General features: G+C 64.1%; 16 protein-coding genes. 8 read left to right on the forward strand and 8 right to left on the reverse strand.

Features of this window, described 5'->3' with window-relative positions; translation table 11 throughout:
* Positions 1-134: 134 nt before the first annotated feature.
* A complete protein-coding gene (locus P4L93_07710) occupies positions 135-950 on the reverse strand; it encodes an inositol monophosphatase family protein (GenBank protein ID MDR3686822.1) in 816 nt (271 codons plus the stop codon).
* Between the two features lie 104 nt (positions 951-1,054).
* On the opposite strand from P4L93_07710, the gene P4L93_07715 reads away from it, so the two are divergent.
* The gene (locus P4L93_07715) at positions 1,055-2,974 is read left to right on the forward strand and encodes a transketolase (protein MDR3686823.1); all 1,920 of its coding nucleotides are present in this window, start codon (positions 1,055-1,057) and stop codon (positions 2,972-2,974) included.
* Here P4L93_07715 and P4L93_07720 read toward each other — a convergent pair.
* The 5 genes from P4L93_07720 to P4L93_07740 all read right to left on the reverse strand — a co-directional run bounded on the left by P4L93_07720 (position 2,971) and on the right by P4L93_07740 (position 8,641).
* The gene (locus P4L93_07720; GenBank protein MDR3686824.1) at positions 2,971-3,567 is read right to left on the reverse strand and encodes a hydrogenase maturation protease; all 597 of its coding nucleotides are present in this window, start codon (positions 3,565-3,567) and stop codon (positions 2,971-2,973) included. The genes P4L93_07715 and P4L93_07720 overlap by 4 nt on opposite strands.
* Complete coding sequence (locus P4L93_07725) at positions 3,567-4,901, reverse strand: coproporphyrinogen III oxidase family protein (protein MDR3686825.1); 1,335 nt, start codon at positions 4,899-4,901, stop codon at positions 3,567-3,569. The genes P4L93_07720 and P4L93_07725 overlap by 1 nt, the downstream gene beginning before the upstream one ends.
* Before the next feature lie 219 nt (positions 4,902-5,120).
* Entirely contained in the window at positions 5,121-5,786 is a 666-nt protein-coding gene (locus P4L93_07730) for a cytochrome b/b6 domain-containing protein (protein MDR3686826.1), read from the reverse strand.
* Positions 5,787-5,867: 81 nt separating this feature from the next.
* Positions 5,868-7,439: a nickel-dependent hydrogenase large subunit gene (locus P4L93_07735; protein MDR3686827.1), complete on the reverse strand. Its 1,572-nt coding sequence runs from the start codon at positions 7,437-7,439 to the stop codon at positions 5,868-5,870.
* A complete protein-coding gene (locus P4L93_07740; protein MDR3686828.1) occupies positions 7,439-8,641 on the reverse strand; it encodes a hydrogenase small subunit in 1,203 nt (400 codons plus the stop codon). The genes P4L93_07735 and P4L93_07740 overlap by 1 nt, the downstream gene beginning before the upstream one ends.
* A gap of 574 nt (positions 8,642-9,215) precedes the next feature.
* Here P4L93_07740 and P4L93_07745 point away from each other — a divergent pair.
* Positions 9,216-9,476: a DUF2249 domain-containing protein gene (locus P4L93_07745; GenBank protein ID MDR3686829.1), complete on the forward strand. Its 261-nt coding sequence runs from the start codon at positions 9,216-9,218 to the stop codon at positions 9,474-9,476.
* Positions 9,477-9,479: 3 nt separating this feature from the next.
* Here P4L93_07745 and P4L93_07750 read toward each other — a convergent pair whose 3' ends face one another.
* On the reverse strand, positions 9,480-10,190 hold the full coding sequence (locus P4L93_07750; protein ID MDR3686830.1) for an HAD family hydrolase: 711 nt from the start codon (positions 10,188-10,190) through the stop codon (positions 9,480-9,482).
* A 172-nt stretch (positions 10,191-10,362) separates the two neighbouring features.
* Here P4L93_07750 and P4L93_07755 point away from each other — a divergent pair, with 172 nt between their 5' ends.
* From P4L93_07755 to P4L93_07765, 3 genes are all read left to right on the forward strand, one after another.
* Complete coding sequence (locus P4L93_07755) at positions 10,363-13,440, forward strand: FAD-binding and (Fe-S)-binding domain-containing protein (protein MDR3686831.1); 3,078 nt, start codon at positions 10,363-10,365, stop codon at positions 13,438-13,440.
* 51 nt (positions 13,441-13,491) lie between these two features.
* Positions 13,492-14,253, forward strand: a complete 762-nt coding sequence (locus P4L93_07760; GenBank protein ID MDR3686832.1) for a Crp/Fnr family transcriptional regulator — start codon at positions 13,492-13,494, stop codon at positions 14,251-14,253.
* A gap of 132 nt (positions 14,254-14,385) precedes the next feature.
* Complete coding sequence (locus P4L93_07765) at positions 14,386-14,616, forward strand: cytochrome b5 domain-containing protein (GenBank protein ID MDR3686833.1); 231 nt, start codon at positions 14,386-14,388, stop codon at positions 14,614-14,616.
* Between the two features lie 86 nt (positions 14,617-14,702).
* Here the strand turns inward: P4L93_07765 and rlmD are convergent, their stop codons facing one another.
* Positions 14,703-16,010, reverse strand: coding sequence for a 23S rRNA (uracil(1939)-C(5))-methyltransferase RlmD (rlmD, locus tag P4L93_07770; GenBank protein MDR3686834.1), 1,308 nt, complete (start codon positions 16,008-16,010; stop codon positions 14,703-14,705).
* A 170-nt stretch (positions 16,011-16,180) separates the two neighbouring features.
* Here rlmD and P4L93_07775 point away from each other — a divergent pair, with 170 nt between their 5' ends.
* The 3 genes from P4L93_07775 to P4L93_07785 all read left to right on the forward strand — a co-directional run.
* On the forward strand, positions 16,181-17,809 hold the full coding sequence (locus P4L93_07775) for a PilT/PilU family type 4a pilus ATPase (protein MDR3686835.1): 1,629 nt from the start codon (positions 16,181-16,183) through the stop codon (positions 17,807-17,809).
* Between the two features lie 83 nt (positions 17,810-17,892).
* Positions 17,893-18,339 carry an OsmC family protein gene (locus P4L93_07780; protein MDR3686836.1) on the forward strand — a complete coding sequence of 149 codons (447 nt, stop codon included), beginning with the start codon at positions 17,893-17,895 and terminating at the stop codon, positions 18,337-18,339.
* 66 nt (positions 18,340-18,405) lie between these two features.
* The coding region (locus P4L93_07785; protein MDR3686837.1) for a glycosyltransferase family 2 protein at positions 18,406-19,002 on the forward strand (597 nt) is incomplete at its 3' end.

Consider the following 19,002-nt stretch of genomic DNA (forward strand, 5'->3'; position numbering starts at 1 on the left):
CGACCCCACCACCCTAACGCCCCCGGGGGGGGGGCAGGACCACCGACCGCCCCCCCGCCCCCCCCGCCCACCCCGCCCCGCCACACTGGCGACTCCACATCGTCGCGGCACCAGCCGCCCTCGACGCCGGGCTCCTACAGCGATGCGAGACCAATCTGGATTACCTCCAACATGCCGGCGTGCAGCTTCGGGTTGGCGAGGCAGATGCCGTCGGCGCTCGGCGTCCAAGGGGTACCGTCGTGGTCCGTGGCCAGCGCTCCGGCCTCGCGGGCGATGGCGATGCCCGCCGCGACGTCCCACGGCTTGAGGTGGAACTCCCAGAAGCCGTCGGCGCGGGCTCCGGCGACGTGGCTACAGTCGATGGCGGCCGAACCGTCTCGGCGGATGCCATGCACGGGGTTGCGCAGGAACGCGCCCAGGACCGCGATCGCGCGATCCATCGGGAGCGCCCGGTCGTAGGGGAAGCCGGTGATCAGCAGCGCCGTGTCGACAGTCTCGGCGTCGGAGACGTGAAGCGGAATGCCCTCGCGCGTTGCACCGAGGCCCACCGCGGCGGCGTTCATCTCGCGCAGCGCGGCGTTGTAGACGGCGCCTGCGACCGGCTGGCCGCCACGCAGGCAGGCAACCGAGACCGAGTAGCACGGGTAAGAGTGGACGAACGACGTCGTCCCGTCGACGGGGTCGATGACCCACACCTCATCGTCGTACAGGCCGCCGCGCGCAACGCCAGCCAGGTCGTAGACCTCTTCTTCCTCGCAGACAAAGCGCGCGCCCTCGACTCTCTCGGCGATTGCTCGGCAGACCGCGACGCCGGACGAGACATCGGTATCAGTGACGAGATCGCTTGAGGCGGACTTGCTGCGAATCTCGCCCATGTCGGCGACGCGCGCCTCAACGATCGCGCCACCTTCGCGAGCGGCGGCGATTGCGGTATCGAGAAGCTTCTGCACGGGTGTCGGTCTCCTCGGGGATAATCGGACGGTATGTGTTTGACAGTGTACCTGCTCGTTGCCGCCGTCGGCGGTACACGCCAACGCGTTTCAAGGGAGTCAGTGTGTTCAACGAGGGCCTCACCGCACCGCTTTCCGCCGAACAACTCGCCGAGCTGAGCGATCGCGCACACGCTGCGCGCGGCACCGTCCTCACCGCCACCGCCGTCGCTGCTTCCGGTCACCCTGGGGGCTCGTTCTCGTCGATGGAACTCTACACGCTGCTCTTCTCGTGCGCGCGCCTTCGCCCGACCGAGCCTCGCTGGGAAGGCCGCGATCGTATCGTGGTCAGCCACGGCCACACGTCGCCTGGAGTCTACTCGGCGATGGCGCAGGCGGGTTTCTTCGACGCCGAGCAGGTCGCAGCGCACTTTCGACAGGCCGGCAGCGTCTTCGAAGGGCACGTGGAGCGCTCCGTGCCGGGGGTCGAGTGGTCCACGGGCAACCTCGGCCAGGGGCTCTCGGCGGGTGTCGGGCTTGCGCTGGGTGCGCGGCTGACGGGCGCATCGTGGCACACGTTCGTTGCGATGAGCGACGGTGAGCAGCAGAAGGGGCAGGTGGGGGAGGCTCGGCGGCTTGCGGCGAAGTACGCGTTGGGCGACATCACTGCCGTCGTGGACTGGAACCACATCCAGATCTCGGGTCGAACCGACGAGATCATGCCCGTGCCGGTCCCCGCCGACTGGGAAGCCGACGGCTGGCGCGTTATCGAGTGCGACGGTCACGATCTAGCCGCGCTTCACGCTGCGATCGCGGACGGCGTCGGGGACGGCGTTCCCACAGCGATTCTCGCGCACACTGTCATGGGCAAGGGCGTCTCGTTCATGGAGGACATCCCGGAGTTCCACGGCCGCGGCCTCACCGCCGAGGAGTACACCCGCGCGATGGCCGAGCTAGGCCTGGATCCCGCAGCACTCGAGAAGGCGCGGTCAGAGCGCACGCGGCCTTGTACGGTCACTGCGCTCGACCATCGCACGCCCGCGGTCGCCTTGAACCTCGGAGTTCCACAGACCTATGGCGCCGAGGCCGAGACCGACGACCGCTCGGCTTGGGGAACCGCCCTCGTCGACCTCGCCGATGCCAACCCCGACGTAGTGATCGCAGTGCTCGACTGCGACCTAGCCCAGTCGGTCAAGACCGAGGCGTTCTGGAAGAAGTACCCCGAGCGCTTCATCCAGTGCGGTGTCGGCGAGCACAACGCTGCGACCATCGGTGGGGCGTTGTCGACTGTGCCGGGCGTGGTGGCGTTCTGGAGCGACTTTGGGGTGTTCGGCATCGACGAAGCCTACAACCAGCAGCGACTTAACGACATCAACGGCGCTGCCCTCAAGCTTGCCGTGACGCACTGTGGGCTCGACGTGGGCGAGGACGGCAAGACGCACCAGTGTCTCGACTATGTTGGCGCGCTGCGCGACTTCTTCGGATGGCGAGTCTTCGTGCCGGCGGATCCCAATCAGACCGACCGGATCATCCGGGCCGCCGCGGCGCTGCCCGGGAACATCGCCGTTCCGATGGGTCGCAGCAAACTGCCGGTCATCCTGAATGACGGCGGTGCACCACTCTTTGGCGAAGGCTACGAGTTCGCGCCCGGCGAAATTGTCTGGGCGCGCGAGGGCGCCGACGGCGTTGTGCTCGCGATGGGCACCCTGGCAGGCGCTGCCGTGGCCGCCTCCGATGCGCTGCGCCAGGACGGTTGCGAGCTCGAAGTTGGCATCGTCGCAACGCCGCTCGAACTGGACGATGCCGCGATGCGCTACGCCGCCGAGGCTCCGCTTCTCGTCAGCGTCGAGGACCACAGCGTGCGCACGGGCCTGGGCGCTTCTGTCGCCGAGTGGCTGGCGCGCAATGGCGGCGAGGCGCGACTGGTTACGATTGGCGTCGAGGGCTACCAATCTTCAGGCGCGTCGGCCGATCTCTTCGCACGAGCTGGTCTCGATGCCGCCGGTATCGCCCAACGTATCCGCCGAGAGCTGCAACTCGGTTAGACCTGCTCGGGCTCCTCGGCGGCGCCGGGCGTCCCCATCGCGTCGGGCATCGGCGCGTAGGAGCGAAGCGCCGCTATGACCTGCGCGTGTACGTCGGCATCGTCGTTGGGCTCGCCGGGAGAACCGAGGGCCGTCAGCTCGTCGAGTACGGCGGCTGTTGCGATCGGGACGGCGGCCTCGCACTCCGGCGAGAGTTCAAGCACCCAATCCTCGATCGCGTCGATCTGGACGCCGATGCAGACGGCGTGCGGAGCGGTACCCACTAGGTCGGCGGCCTGAAGGATGTCGATGAGTGCGACATCGTGCATCGAGTGCGGCATCTGGTTGGGAGCGATCTCCTCGGGCGTCATGCGCATAACGGTACCCGCGGGCAGTCCCGTCTCGCGCACGGCGTCGACGATAACGAGCTCGTCGATGTCGCGGAACATGTCCAGAATCATGTAGCTCATTGTGCCGGCATCAACGACCTCGACCGTGTCGGGGAACTTGTAGCCGGCAAGTAGCATCTCGACGACTCGCGGGCCGATTCCGTCGTCTCGCATGAGCGGGTTTCCCACACCCATGACCAAGATGCGCTCGGTCTTGTCCGCCATCATCCGGCTGCGACGAGTGCGGGCTCGCTTGCGAGCATCGCCGACGTGTCGCCCTCGAGTAGCAGGATGCGCTCCTCAAGGGGCAGTTCGGCGCGCGCCTTGTCGCGTGCGTCGTTGCTGGTGGCGAGTGTCTCGCGCATCATCACGAGCAGCAGGTAGCGGCCGTGCGCCGTCAGCGTGATCTCCTCGCGCGTATTGGTCGCGACACCGCCGACCATCGTCATAAACGCGATCTCGGCGGCCAGCCCGAGGTCTGCCGAGATGCCGAAGTCCTTGCGGAAGCGCGGCTTGTCCAGACGCAGACCGAAGAGGTCCGTGACAAAGCGGTAGCGCATCTGCGCGAAGAATCCGTACTTCTCCCCGCGCTTGACCACGCCCATCCGGCCGGCGTCGACTCGCGCGCCGTACTCGGCAAGCGAGAACGTGTTGCCGTAGATGGTGCCGTCAAGAAACGAGAGCGCTCCGGAGCCCACGCCAACGTACTCGGGGTAGTCGACGATGTACTCGTCGATCATCGCATTGCGGTCGCGTGAGAACGTCCAGGCGCTGCCAGGCTCAAACTCCGGGGCAAGCGCGTCGGCAACGAGGCGGTAGTAGCGCGCTTCGCGGTCGAAGTCGATCTCGCCCACGGTCTGAGCGAGTTCTCGGCGTCGCAGGGGAGAAGCCATCAGCGGGTAGAACGTCGTCTGGTTTGCGCCGGTCGCCTTCACAAGCTCAATGTCGCGCAGAAGGATGTCTTCCGTCTGGCTCGGGAAGTTGAAGATCATGTCGACGTTAAACGACGGGAACTTCCCCTGCATGAACGAGAGGCGCTCGAAGACCTCTTCTCCCGTGCCGTACTTGCCGTAGCGGTCCATCTGTCGCAGGAGGCGGTCGTCGAAGCTCTGGACGCCGCAGGAGAGCCTGTCGACCCGTCCGTCGAGGATCTCGCACATCTCATCGGTGAGATGGTTGGGGCTTGTCTCGGCCGAGACCTCAAGGATGCCCGGGAAGAGCTCCTTTGCTAGATCGATCGTTTCCGCGAGTTCGTCGAGAAGGATCGTCGGGGTTCCGCCGCCGATGTAGAGCGACGCGAAGTCGTAGCCGATGTCGGCGACAAGGCGCATCTCGGCACGCAGATGCGAGAAGTAGTCGCGGGCCCACTCCTCCTTGTAGAGGAAGCGATTGAACGAGCAGTACGTGCAGAGGCGCTCACAGAATGGGACGTGTGCGTACAGCACGTAGCCGTGGCCTTCTTGTGGCCCGGGCAGCGCATCAAGAGTGCACGGCGAAGTTGCGAGATAACGTCGATTCAAGATGCCGAGAGCGTTCGAGATTACGCGTTCCGAGAACACAGCGCCTCCAAGCTTGGACAGTTAGTGGGCTGCCGGGCCCGGTGGGTCTGATTCATGTGGTGCCGTACCCTCAGCGGCCCTTGAGCCACTGACCCATGTCGCGTAGCACAAACACGTTCTTGACGTTGTACCACAGCGACGGGTCCATTCCTGTTACCGATGCACAGAACGGGCCCCGTTTCCGGGGCCCGTTCGTCCGTGCAACGCACGCCGCGAGAACTAGTGCTTCTCGCTGACGCTCTCTTTCCACGCGAAGATCATCGCCGACGGGGCGAAGTTGTAGATGTTCGCGAGGTACACGTGGGCAGCCGTGAAGATCAGGATGACCCACATGATCCAGAAGTGAACGATACGGACACCCATCGGGTCTCCGCCGCCACCCAGGTTGAACTGCGCCGCGATCCAGTCCGTGCCGGCGCGGAAGAAGGGCATCCCAGAGGTCGGTCCCCAAAGGCAGAAGCCGGTGTAGGCAGCGGCCAGTATGAGGAACGGCGTGACGATGTAGGCGATCTTCTGCAAAACGCCGTACTTCGCCGAGATAGGGTGATCCTTCTTGAAGAACAGGTAGTACTTGACCCACGGCAGCATCTGGTGACGGTTGGCAGCCTGCGGCAGCCAGTTCTTGTAGTCGTAGTCGACCTCACGCGTGTTGGGCATGATGGCGTCCTTGACGAAGAACATGAGCACCAGACGCACGATCAGGTTAATGAGCAGCACGAACATCCAGAAGAAGTGGGTGCCTCGCGCAAGTCCCATCAGCCCGCCGAAGATCGGGTAGTGGATGTAGAAGCCTGACAGGGTCAGGAAGCCGATTGCGAGCACGTTGATCCAGTGCGTCAGCACGAACGGCATCGGGTGAGCTTCGCGGTAGAGGTCGTGTGACATCTACTCCACCCCCCAAGCGTTCGTATAGACCGTGCCCCTCTTGCCAGTTTTGCGTTCAATCACGTGAACGCCGCATCCGATTCAAGGATCGAAGCTGCGAGCGATCCGAGCAGCTTCCATCGGCTTCGTAGGATCAAGACACGGAGCGCCGATCAGTGACTTCTCGAGCGTGCCGACCATGCCGGTATCGTCGCGGCCACCCATGTTCCAGGTGGACGGAGTACAGACCTGGTAGCTGTCGATGCGGCCGCTCTTGACGGTCATCCAGTGACCGACGGCGCCACGTGGTGCCTCCCAGAGACCGGCACCTTCGCCAGCGGTTGCGCTTGACGGCTCGAAGAGCTTGACGTCGCCAGCCTTGACGGCGGCGAGCAGCTCGTTGACCCAGTCAAGGCCCCAGCCGGCTACGACGGACGCCTCAAGGTTGCGGGCAGCCACACGGCCGAGCAGAGAGACCAGAACTTCCGGGTGACCGGTTGCGCCAAGCTTGGCTAGCGCGAGGTCGACGATCTTGACGACCTCGGGAACACCCTTGAGGTAGGCGACGAGCATGCGCGAGAGAGGGCCGGCCTCCATCGGCTTGCCGTCGTAGCGCGGAGCCTTGGCCCACGTGTACTTGTCGTTGACGTCGTACTTCGTGAACTCGGGGTTCGTCATGCCGTTCTTGGGATTCAAGTTGCCATCTTCGGGCTTGAACCAAGAACTCTTGACGTACTCCTTGACCTTCTCGACGTCGGCTTCCTCGGCCTTCAGCGAGCCGGCCATGACGACGCCTTCGGGCATGTAGCGATCCTTGGCGAGCAGCGACTCCTTGTTGAAGACACCCCATGCCAGGAAGTTGCCCCAACCGCCGCCGTACTTCAGCGCGTCGGTATAGAACGGTGCGATCGCCAGCGTGTCTGGGATCATCGTGTTGTTCACGAAGTCCGCGACTCGCTCGAGGCGGAACAGCACGTCGCCGAGCTTCTCTTCTGTCGGAACCCAAGCGGTTCCGCCGGGGAGCGACGTCATGAAGTGCGGGAACTTACCGCCCATGACAGCGATGATGCGCGCGGCCTCGGCCTGGAACTCCAGTGCCTCGAGGTAGTGCGCGACCGCGATCAGAGCCAGCTCCGGCGGCATGTTCTGCGCGTATGCCGGATGGTTGAACCAACCGTTGGTGAAGATCGAGAGCTGCCCGCCAGCGACCAGCGTCTTGAGCTTGTCCTGCACCTGCTTGAAGTTCGAGGTGGTGGTACCAGCCTGCTCCGCGAGCGCGTACGTGTTCGCGATGTCGGCCGTGAGCGCCTTGCCCGGATCGATGTAATCCAAGGCGCCGAGTGTGTAGAACCACAGGATGTGGCTGTGCAGGTACTGGGCAGCCTCAATGATGTTGCGGACGATGCGTGCGCCGTTAGGGATGGTGATCCCAAGCGCCGACTCGGCCGACATGGTGGAGGCGTGACCGTGGGAGATGGGGCAGACGCCGCAGATACGCTGCGCGACGTAGAACGCGTCCGAAGGCGCGCGGCCCTTCATGACCATCTCCATACCGCGGAACAGGGAGCAAGAGACCCAAGCATCGGTGATGATGCCGTTGGTGACTTCGCACTCGACGCGGAGGTGACCCTCGATACGTGTGACGGGGTCGATGGTGACGTTCGGAGTACCCACTACTTATCGCCTCCCTTCTTCATACGCTTGCGGTCGTAGTCTTTCATCTCTTCGGTCTCAGGACCCTCGCCGATACGACCGGCGAGACCCATGCCGACGCCGTGAACGACAAGCGCGCCGACAACGACTCCACCAGCAACTGCCCCGATGGTCGCTGGGCTCCAGCCGCCATCCGAAGCGCCGACGTGGCCGAGGCCAACCTTGCGCATGCGGGACAGGAAGGGCGCGTTCTCGTCGACCCAGTTGAAGCCGCCGCAACCAATGCACGGCGAACCGGAGTTGACGCACCACGACGTCTTGTTGTTCCAGCGCACGATCGGGCAGTTGGTGTACGTCTGGGGCCCCTTGCAGCCCATTGCGTACAGACAGTAGCCCTTGGCCTCTTCTTCCGAGCCGAACTGGTAGACGAACTCACCGTTCTCGAAGTGACCACGGCGCGGGCAGTTGTCGTGAATCGTCTGCCCAAAGATGAGCTTGGGACGGCCGAACTCGTCGAGCTTGTCGACGAGCGCCTGCGTGACCTTGCCTTGGTCGTCCAGACCGCCGAGAAGCAGCACGTCGATGACCATGGCGACCAGCCACACGGGGTTGACCGGGCACGTGGGAAGGTTGATGACCGGAGTCTTGATGCCTTCCTGCGCGAGATACTCGCCGATGCCCATAGCTCCGCCGGGATTCGGGTAGGCCCTCACCCAGCCACCATCAACCGCGCACGAGCCGACAGCGATGATTGCGGCTGCCTTCGGCGCAACTTCCTTGATCTGATCCAGGCCCGTCTTGCCGGCGACGCGGAGTGCGTTGCCGTCAAAACCGGTCATGACCGCGCCCTCGTACACCATGATGAACTTGCCGGAGCTCGCATCGATGGTCTGCCTGAGTGCCTCCTCGGCGGAGTCACCCGTGGCATACATGATGGTCTCCATGTAGTTCATCGACAGAATGTCGAGCACGATCTGTGCGACGTCGGGGTTCTCGCTCTGAGCGGTCGACTCGGTGCAGCCAGTACAAAGACCGCCGTCGAGCCAGACTGCTGGCGCCAACTTGCTCGCCGCAGCGGCCTCAACAGCGGCCGCGATCTGCGGAACTGCGAGTTCGCTCAGGCCGAGCATCGCGGCCACGGTACCGCAGAACTTGAGGAAGTCTCGGCGGGAAACGCCATGGTCGGCAAGCTGGTCGTCGAATGTAAGAACCTCTTGCGTCATGCCATACACCTCCTTGTGTGAATCGCTTTTCTTAGTACGGCAGTACTGATCCGGTATGCGGTCGGTACAGGCAATGCGCCCCGGATGAAGCACGGTCAGACTCCGGCAGTCCTCCTCTCGGCAAGACTCAGGGGGTTTGACGGACGTCGCGCGGACGGGAATGGGCGCGACGAAGCGCCGATCACCGATCCGAACCGAGAGGAATGTGCCGACGGACACGCCGCGGCGAGACGGCCTCAGAGGCCGTGAGTGGGACGGTGCCTGAATCGTCGCACGGTTGCGACGGGGGAGGGAACTAGAGTGACGGGCCCTGATGCGGGCGAGGTTCTATAGTATTGACGTGCGGCACTCAAGTCGGCCCAGCCCTCCCTCTCGTTCACGCGCAGGTGGCGCCACCTAGGGCAGTTCTCGACGCTACCTTCAGACATTCTACACTTCACGTCGCTCACCTGCGACGTTGTTCTGAATGAACCTTGCTAGACTGGGACATCGAATCCACAGATGGGTTTGCAGGTAAGCCGCTGCGAAGCGGGAATAGGCTGTCTTAAGCACATTCATTCGAAAGGGAAATGCATTGGCCGTCTCTCCAGGCAGGCTTGTCGTCGATATTCGGGCGTTCGACCCGGCGCTTCGACGCAACCTCATCTTCTCCGTCGTAGACATGCTCGTCGGCATGGGGTGCAGCGACCAGCTGCTGCTCGTGACCGACCATGAGCCGAGCGGTATCGGCTATCAGATCGATCTGCGCAAGGAGACGCGCGGCAAGTTCGAGTTCGCCTACAGCCAACGCTCCGACGGAGCATGGGTGGCGATGATCTCGAACAAGCGTCCGTAAGTTCTAGCTTGCCGCCAGGCGTGGCAGCAGCCGCGCAAGATCGTCGAGCGATCCCGTGAAGTCCGCCGTGGGTGCCACTCCGCGTCCGACGTAGAACGTCGACATCCCCACGTCGGCGGCGGTCATGTCGAGCACGCGATCGTCCCCGACCATCAGCGCCTGACCGGGCGCAACCCCCAGCATCTTCGCCACCTCGAGGTAGTAGGCGGGGTGTGGCTTGGCCGCGTGCATGTTCTCGTACGACGTGACCAGATGCACTGGCAGATCGGCGATGTCGGCCCAACGCATGCGCTCGTCGATGGCCGAGCGAGGGAAGATCGGATTCGTAGCGACGGCCACGCACAGGTCAAGTTCGAGCGCACACTCGACCGCACGGCGCGCCCCTTTGCGTGGACCCATCGTTCCTTTGAGTGACGGGAAGACGTCGGCGTAGAAGCGCTCGAAGGCGATGGCGTACTCGTCGAGGTCCAGGTCTGCGCCGGTCATCTCGTGAAAGCGGGCGTTGAACGCCTCGCGATTGCTAAGTCCCGGGTGCGGAAGGCTCATCGCCTCGGTGCCCTGAAGGACGGCATCCAAGCCGAGGCCCACGTTCGCGCCGGTCCCGAGCACGTCGGCGACAAACGGCCCAAGAACGGAAAAGTACTCCCTGAAGAAGGCATCGAGATCGATGTCGAGGAGAGTTCCGTCAAGGTCGAACAGGACTGCCCCAAGCACGTTGGCCCGCCTCTTTTCGCTGTGCCTGCCGGATAGCTGCGAATCGTAGCACGCCAGATGCGCGCGGGAGTTTCCTGAACGAGACTTGACACCCGGTATACGGGAGGGGGTATCCTCGGGATTGAGACCGATACCCCTAGGGGCATTATCGAGCCGATAGGATGGATGAGACATGCCAGCGGTCAGCGAACGCGTAGAGTCGGCACTCCAAGACATCTGTGGGGAGAACCGGGTCCGAACCGATCCTCGCGAGCGCTCGATGTACTCGTTCGATATCGGTGCTATGCCGTTCCTCGTCAAGCCTTTCGTGGGGGCCGGTCAGGCCGGCGCTGTTGCACGACCGCGGGACGAGGCAGATGTCGTCGCCCTCGTAAGCTTGGCCCGTGCTGAGGGGCTCAAGATCGTTCCGCGCGCCTGGGCCACCAGTGGGTATGGCGGCGTGCTGCCGCCCGAAAGCGCGATCGTGGTCGACGTCTCCGGCATGCAGCGCGTGCTCAGCATCGACGCCGCCTCGCTTATCGTGCGTGTTCAAGCGGGGGCTATCTGGGAGCAGATCGACCGGGAGATCGCCCGACAGGGCCTAACACTGCAACTCTACCCGTCGTCATATCCCAGTTCGTCTGCCGCGGGCTGGCTTGCGCAGGGCGGCAGCGGGTTTGGAAGCTTCGAGTACGGCGCCTTCAAGGAGATCGTCACTGCCGCCCGCGTCGTGTTGCCGACTGGGGACGTCAGGGAGTTCGCCGGCGAAGAGCTTCTCAATCTGGTTGCTGACGCCGAGGGCATCACTGGGATCATCACCGAGGTCGAGTTCCGCGTTCGCCCGCTCGAGGAGGAAGTGCATCGGCTCATCGCATTTCCCGACGCCTTCAAGCTTGGAGCCGCCCTCAGCGAGATCTCGGCGGCCGATCTGCCGATCTGGTCGATCACCTTCCTCAACCCGGAGTCCACAAGGCTCAAGAAGCAGCTACCGCACCGCCACGGGCATCCGTGGGAAGAAGCTCATCCGCACTACGAGCCCGATCTGCCGGCTGCCTACCTCGCCGTGATTGCGTATCCGGCGTCTCGGCGCGGCCACATCGACGAGAGACTTGCGGCCATCAGCGAGAAGCACCACGGGGCCGAGCAGCCCGACGAGGCTGCCGAGCACGAGTGGGAGCAGCGCTTCTCGCCGATGCGTCTCAAAAGGATGGGACCTTCTATCGTCCCGACCGAGGTCATCGTCCCGCTGGCCGAGATGCCCAACGTGCTCGCCGAGATCGGCGCCAAGATCAAGCAGCCGTTCATTCTCGAAGGCATGGCGGGCAAAGGCGACAAAGTCGTGCTTCTTGGCTTCATCCCGCATGACGAGCGCACGCTGGCGTTCAACCTTGCCTTCGCGCTATCACTGTCGGTTATCAAGATTGCGAAGGCGCACGGGGGAGCGGCGTACTCCACGGGCCTGTACTTCCGCAACGAGGCGGACAGCGTCATGGGCGCCGCACGAGTCAAGGCACTACGCGAGTTCAAGCACGCCGTAGACCCGGACGACCTGCTCAACCCTGGCAAGGTCGTCGGTAGCGGGCTGATCAACTCCATCATGGGGCTCGCGACAGCGTTCGAGCCCGTCGTGCGCCCGATCGCGAACGCCGCTAAGCCGCCGTCGGGACCCGGCGACCTGTCTCGAGACGTTGCGGGCATCCCGGCGGACGTCGCTTTCATGGCCTACGCCTGCGCGCGGTGCGGCTACTGCGTTCCCACGTGCGAGCAGTACTCAGGTCGCGGGTGGGAGAGCCAGTCGCCCCGCGGCAAGTACGCGTTCATTCGAGACGTGATAGCCGGTCGCGCCAAGTGGGACCGTGCTGCGATCGACACGATGCTTGTCTGTACGACGTGCGAAGTGTGCAACACGCGCTGCCAGCTGCAGCTCCCCATCGAGCACAACTGGATGGAGATGCGTGGCAAGCTCATCAACGAGGAGAAGCGCGGCACATTCCCGCCGTTCGAGATGATGGCCGCCTCGCTGCGCGGCGAGAACGACATCTGGGCCGGAAAGAGCGAGAACCGCGACGCATGGGTTCCCGCCGACGTGGCCGAGAAGATTCCGGAGCAGTGCGACATCCTCTACTTCGCAGGATGCACTGCTAGCTTCGTGGAGACCGATATCGCCGAGGCGTCGATCCGTCTGCTGCAGGACTCCGGCTGCAGCGTCGGCTACATGGGCAACGACGAATCATGCTGCGGAATCCCGATGAAGGTCGCCGGCAAGTGGGACCTGTTCGAAGAGATCTACGAGCACAACGTCGCTGAGGCCAGGAAGCGTGGTGCGAAGACGATCGTCACCTCCTGCCCAGCGTGCGGCCTGGTCTGGAAGGAGCTGTACGCCAACCTTGCCGCCGAGCGGGGCGAGGAGTACGAGTTCGAGATCAAGCACTACTCCGAGCTCGTGGCACCCGCTCTGGCCGACGGCAGGCTCGAACTCAAAGTGAATCCCGTCGAAGGCCAGACGATCACCTTCCATGACAGCTGTCACATGGGTCGTGCCCAGGGCAACTACGAGCCACCGCGTGACATGCTTAAGGCGATTCCCGGCATCGAGTACGTCGAGATGGAGCACAACCGCGAAGAGGGGCTGTGCTGTGGTTCCGTTCTCACGCTGGTAGGCGAGATCGAGGTGGCACCGAGGCTCGGTGGGCACCGCCTTCAGGAGGCGGTCGATGCTGGAGCCGACACCGTCGTGGCGCTCTGCCCTTGCTGTCAGGTGCAGCTGCGCGACTCCAACATCAAGAACGAACTGGGTCTGAAGATCGACGACCTCTCGCGTGTGGTCGCTGTGGCGGCTGGATACGACATCCCGGAGTCCACCGAGTACTCGATGTACATGTGGAGTTTCTTTGACAAGTTCATCAGGCTCATGGAGCCCGAGAACATGGCCAAGTTCATGGTGCGGATCTTCCCGCAGATGATGGACAACATGCCCGCCGGGATGAAGCCCATGATGCTGTCGATGAAGAGCGTTCCGGGCGGTCTGTCGATGATGCAGAGCATGATGCCCATGATGTTCCCAGCGATGGCCCCGGGCATCTTGAACAAGGTCATGCCGGACATGATTCGCGAGGTAGAAGACGTCATGGGCGAGATGCCGCCCGACATGGCCGCGCTGATGCCCGACCTGCTGCCCAAGACGATGAACTCCCTGATGCCCACGTATCTGCCGCAGCTCATCCCGCACCTCGTGCCGCTGTTCATCGACTACGTGCGCAACGATACCTAGCCGCTTTCGAGTCGCGTTGAAGACGGTCGGCCTCGCGAGTTGAGGTCGGCCGTGTTCTCTGTCACTGGTGGATTGTGGCTCAAGTCACGGACGCTGGCGCCCGATACCCACGGTATGAAGACGCTCACAGCCAAAGACCAAGTAACGTCGCGACTGGTCGCCATTCCGATGTTCTCGGACCTTTCGGGAGAGAACCTCGAAACGATGGCGCGCATGGTTCAGTTGCGACGCTACCCCAAGGGTTCGTTCATCGTCGGCCAGAACGAGGTCGGTACGTGCATGTACCTGCTCGTGTCCGGTCGCGTGAAAGTGTCGCTGGCCAGCCCTGAGGGCAAGGAACTCGTGCTGAACTACCTCGAGGCCCCTGCGCACTTCGGTGAGATGTCCCTGGTGGACGCCCAGACGCGGTCGGCCGATGTTATCTCGGTAACTGACGTCGAGCTCTTCGCGCTGGACGGCAAGGATCTCTCGGCAGCCATTCAGTTGCAGCCGCGCCTTGCGCTCTCGCTGATCGCCACTCTTTCGAGGCGCCTGCGTCACACCATCGGCCGGCTCGAGGACATGGCATTTCACGACGCCACTCACCGAGTCATGCGCGTAGTACTCAATGTCGCCACCGCCGGACTTGAGACGCGCGGTGCGCCGGTCATCCAGGGCATGACTCACTACGATATCGCCACGCTCGCGGGCACGTCGCGCGAGACGGCAAGCCGAGTCATCTCGCAGTTGGCCCGAGAAGGAATCCTACAAACAAAGGGCCGCCGCATCGTCGTCGATCTAAGCTCCCTGAGCGAGAGACTCGCCCAGGACTAGCCAGCTTCCTCCTTTGAGTTGGAAAGCGCCGCGGGGGCAGACGTGGCGCTTTCCCATTTCATGGGGCGTTAGACTGGTCGCCGTCGGGGAGAAATATGCATTCGACCGACCCTGAGACGCACTGGAGGATCGATGAAGGACTTCACGCTTGAAGAGCTTGCCGAGTTCGATGGCCGAGACGGCCGCGCCGCCTATGTGGCGTACGAGGGCGTCGTCTACGACGTGAGCGAGAGCGCGATGTGGGGCTCGGGCGATCACGAGGGTCAGCATCAGGCTGGCGGCGACCTGACTGCGGAGCACGAGGACGCTCCGCACGATGTCTACGTCACCGACTTCACCGAGGTCGGCCGACTCGTCGGCTAGGCTCCATCACAGTGGGCAGACGAACGCCGTCGGCTGAGCGCCGGCGGCGTTTGCTCTTCTCGCGGCGCTCGCTCGATGTCGCTCGGCTAGATGCGGGCGAACTTAGCGACCGTCTCGATATGGAACGTCTGGGGGAACAGATCGACGGGTGTTGCGGCCGCGAGTCGGTAGCCGGCTGCCAGCAGCGACTTGGCGTCGCGCGCGAGCGTCGCCGGGTCGCACGACACGTAGGCGATCGTGCGCGCGCGGGTCTTGGCAATCGCGTCGATGGCCCCGTCGGCGAGTCCGGCGCGAGGCGGGTCGACGAGCAGCGAGTCGACGACGCCCATCTCCTTGAGTTCGCGCAGCGCGTCACCGCCGACGACCTCGGCGTACAGCTGGCTATCCTCCAGATTGCGGCGCAGATCGCGAACGGCGCTGCTCGCGGCTTCAACGGCGATGACGTCGCCCGCGACTTCGGCGAGCGGCAGCGTGAAGGTGCCGGCCCCGGCGTAGAGGTCGACCACGCGGTCGCTGCCGTCGGCATGCAGAGCATCCAGTGCGAGGCCCACGAGCAGCTCGGCGGCGGCGGTGTTGACCTGGAAGAAGCTCGGTGCCGAGACGGTCATGGCGCGACCGTGCAGGCGCTCGCGCCAGAAGCCGTTGCCGTTGAGCACCTCGACCCCAGTGACCTTGCGCTCCTTGTCGGGACCCTTCGCAAGCACCCGGACGATGCTGGTCGATCTCAGCGCGCGTCCCAGCGTTGTTGCGGCTGCCTTGCGGGGGAACGAGCCCGGCTCGGTCCACAGCGCAATCTCGACGTCGCGCGTGTTCGCGGCAACGCGAAGCGCGACCCGCTTGAAGCCGAGGTCTTGGCCGCCCGAGAGGTAGCGGAGCGCTCCTGACAGCGCCTTGGGAGCCTTCTGGAGCTTCGGGGGTAGCAGCAGACAGGAGTCGACCGGAACCAGCTCGTCGCTGCCAGCTTTGTGGTAGCCGATTCGCAAGCCGCCAGGGTCCATCCTCGCCACCAGCTCGATCTTGTTGCGATAGCCGTAGTCGCGCGGGGAGGCGACCGTCGGAGCGACAAGCTGCTCGGCATCGGCGATGTGCCCGATGCGCGTCAGGGCATCGACGATCGACTGACGCTTCGCGAAGAGTTGCGCGGTCGCCGAGATGTGCTGCCACGAGCAGCCGCCGCACACTCCGAAGTACGGGCACGGCGCCTCCACGCGCTCTGGCGACGGCTCGACGATCGACTTGATCTCGGCGCGGACAAAGCGGCCGTGGTCCTCGGCGATCTCGACTTCGACTACGTCACCGGGGCAGCCTGCTCGAACGAACGCGGCGCGGCCATCCTCGAGGTGCGCGATGGCGTCGCCGCCGTATGCGAGGCTTTCGATGTGCAGTTCGGTCACTCGGGCTCCAGTCGCGCGGGGGGTATGCTAGGGCATGGTACCGCGTTCTGTGCGATGGACGTTTGAGTCGGGCGGGATGTGCGCCGATACACTATTTGGGGTCGCCGCCAAACGGGGGAGCGGCGCCCAGTGCGCAGCCCGTGACCGTTTCGCCGAGGAGGGGCAGCCTGGTGGCATCGAAGACAGTTCTGATCGTTCACGACGATGCCGAGTTCGTCGATCGCCTGAGCAAGGCGTTGATCGACACCGGAGCATCGTTCGACATCGTCAACGCGCTGTCGGGTCCTCGCGCGCAGAGCATGATCGCCCAAACCGTTCCCGACGTCCTGGTTGTCGACGCCCAGCTCCTTGGAGTCGATGGCTACCAGTTCACGCGCGCCATCAAGACAGAGCCGACGACGCAGAACGTCCCGGTCGTCATCGTCACACTCGAGGCGAACGAGGCATCTGCGCTGAAGGCTCGGCAGGTTGGCGCCTCGGCGCTCATGTCCGCGGGTGCACTAGCATCGACGATTGCGAGCAAGATCGCGGCGCTCGCTGGGGTTGAGGTGGCCCCGGCCCCCGGTGCCCCGGCGGCTCGACCCGCGGCTCAGTCGGCAGCGGCGGCTCAACCCGGCTACGGGACCCCGCAGCCTGCACCTCAGGCCGCCGAGTACCCTGCGACTCCGACGGCCCCTGCGGTTGCGGCCAGCAACGGCAACGCGTGGCGCGCGGAGCCCGTCCAGGAAGAGGGCCCACACCTCGATGAGCTCTTGCGCCTGATGCTGGAGCGTGGCGGATCGGACCTCCACATCGCCGTGGGAAGCCCTCCGGGCATCAGGCAGCGCGGAGAGTTGCTTCCCATCGACACGATGCCTCCGATGTCTCCGCGCGGTACTCAGGAGATGATCTACTCGGTCCTCTCGGAGGAGCAGCGCAAGCGCTACGAGAACGAACTCGAGCTCGACTTCGCCTACAGCATCCCGGGCGTATCGCGATTCCGCGCCAACGTCTTTCAGCAGCGCAACTCCATCGGCGCCGTCTTCCGCGTCATCCCCATCGACATCCCGACGATGGAGGAGCTCGGCCTGCCCGCCGTATGTACGTATCTCGCGGAGCGTCCCCGCGGACTCGTACTTGTCACAGGTCCGACGGGCTCGGGTAAGTCGACCACGCTTGCCGCGATGATCGATCACATCAACTCGACCCGGCCTCTGCACATCATCACCCTTGAGGACCCGATCGAGTTCATGCACCGCAACAAGATGTCCTACGTCAACCAGCGTGAGATCGGCGAGGACACGCACTCGTTCGCGGGTGCACTACGCCGAGTCCTGCGCCAAGACCCCGACGTCATCCTTGTCGGCGAGATGCGAGACCTCGAAACTATCAGTGCGGCCATCACTGCCGCCGAGACCGGACACTTGGTGCTTGCGACGTTGCACACGACCGGCGCGCCTGAGACGATCGACCGCATTATCGACGTCTTTCCGCCGCATCAGCAGCAGCAGGTTCGCATGCAGGTATCGAATTCGCTGCAGGGAGTGCTCTCCCAGACGCTTCTGCGTAGCACGGACGGTCGCGGCAGGCATATGGCCATGGAGATCATGCTTGGAGTGCCTGCGATTAGTAACCTCATCCGTGAGGGAAAGACGCACCAGATGGAGACCATCATTCAAGGAAGCGGTTCGTTGGGCATGCAGACGCTCGATCAGAGTCTCAAGGTGCTGCTCAACTCGGGCAAGGTGTCGTTCGAGGAGGCCATCGGCAAGGCCAAGAGCCCACGCGAGCTGGCCCAGATGATGGGACGCAAGATCTAGTCGTCCACGTTCAAGCTTCGAGCCACTAGAGGCGCGGCGGGTCGCGAACAGCGCCCGCCGCTTCCCTTTGAGAGGATGTGCTCATGTCTACCGACAAAGTTCATGTTCGCTGGGCCGGCAACCGTCAGATGGTCGGTTGGGACGAAGCCGGGCACGCGGTTGTCATGGACGCGCCTGCCGGCTACAAGGGCGAGGGCACGGGCGCCCGTCCTCTTGAGATGTTCCTAGAGGCTTTGGCCTCGTGCACCGCTATGGACGTTGTCTCAGTGCTCGAGAAGAAGCGTCAGCAGTTCACGAGCCTCGAGATTGAGGTCACGGCACAGCAGCGGGAAGACGAGTTCCCGAAGATCTACACTGATATCGCGCTACTCTACGTTGTGCGTGGTCACGACGTCAGCGAGGCTGCGGTCGCTCGCGCGATCGAGCTCTCTGCGACCAAGTACTGCTCGGTCAAAGGGATGTTGGGGCCGCAAGTCAACGTTACGACGGCGTATCGCGTCGACGAGGACCTCGCTCCCGACGAGGACTGACGCTTCCCCCTGATACCTGCTGTGCACTGCACGTCAGCTTCAACCACTCCAAGCGAAGGGACTCACGTGTCTGAGGCCGTTTTGCTGCCCGTCTACAACGAGGCCGCCACCGTGGGCGACGTGCTCGACGCCGTCAGGTCCTTCTTCTTCGGCGAGGTAATCGTCGTTGATGACGGGTCGACGGACGCCACGACCCGCGTGCTCGCCGAGCGCGACGACGTCAGCGTCGTACACCTTGATCGCAACTGCGGTTACGGCTGCGCGCTGCGCGTCGGGTTTCGCGTCGCGAGCGACCTAGGCGTGACGCAGCTCATCACCATGGACTGCGACGGGCAGCACGAGCCCGCTCACATCCCGCAGTTCCTCACCGCGATCGAGCAGGGCGGCGACATCATCTCAGGAAGCCGCTACCTCCCCACCAGCTCGTCGGTGGGCGTGGCACCACCGCAGCGCGCAGCGATCAACCAGCGCATCACCGCGATGATCAATGAGAAGACCGGTTGGGGACTGACCGACTCGTTTTGCGGCTTCAAGGCGTACCGGATGGACGCGCTGGCGAGACTGCCGCTTAGCGAGTGCGGCTACGCGATGCCGCTCGAGCTGTGGGCCAAGGCGTGGGGAGCGGGCATGGACGTGCGCGAGATTCCCGTCGAGCGCATCTAC

This window comes from Coriobacteriia bacterium (assembly GCA_031292615.1).
In the GTDB taxonomy this organism is placed as follows: Bacteria; Actinomycetota; Coriobacteriia; order Anaerosomatales; family JAAXUF01; genus JARLGT01.

What these genes read in the sequence shown, in the direction of transcription:
- P4L93_07720 (MDR3686824.1), bottom strand. Translation starts at nt 3,567, where the DNA reads ATGGCGGACAAGACCGAGCGCATCTTGGTCATGGGTGTGGGAAACCCG.
- P4L93_07730 (MDR3686826.1), bottom strand. Translation starts at nt 5,786, where the DNA reads ATGTCACACGACCTCTACCGCGAAGCTCACCCGATGCCGTTCGTGCTG.
- P4L93_07740 (MDR3686828.1), bottom strand. Translation starts at nt 8,641, where the DNA reads ATGACGCAAGAGGTTCTTACATTCGACGACCAGCTTGCCGACCATGGC.
- P4L93_07755 (MDR3686831.1), top strand. Translation starts at nt 10,363, where the DNA reads ATGCCAGCGGTCAGCGAACGCGTAGAGTCGGCACTCCAAGACATCTGT.
- P4L93_07765 (MDR3686833.1), top strand. Translation starts at nt 14,386, where the DNA reads ATGAAGGACTTCACGCTTGAAGAGCTTGCCGAGTTCGATGGCCGAGAC.
- P4L93_07780 (MDR3686836.1), top strand. Translation starts at nt 17,893, where the DNA reads ATGTCTACCGACAAAGTTCATGTTCGCTGGGCCGGCAACCGTCAGATG.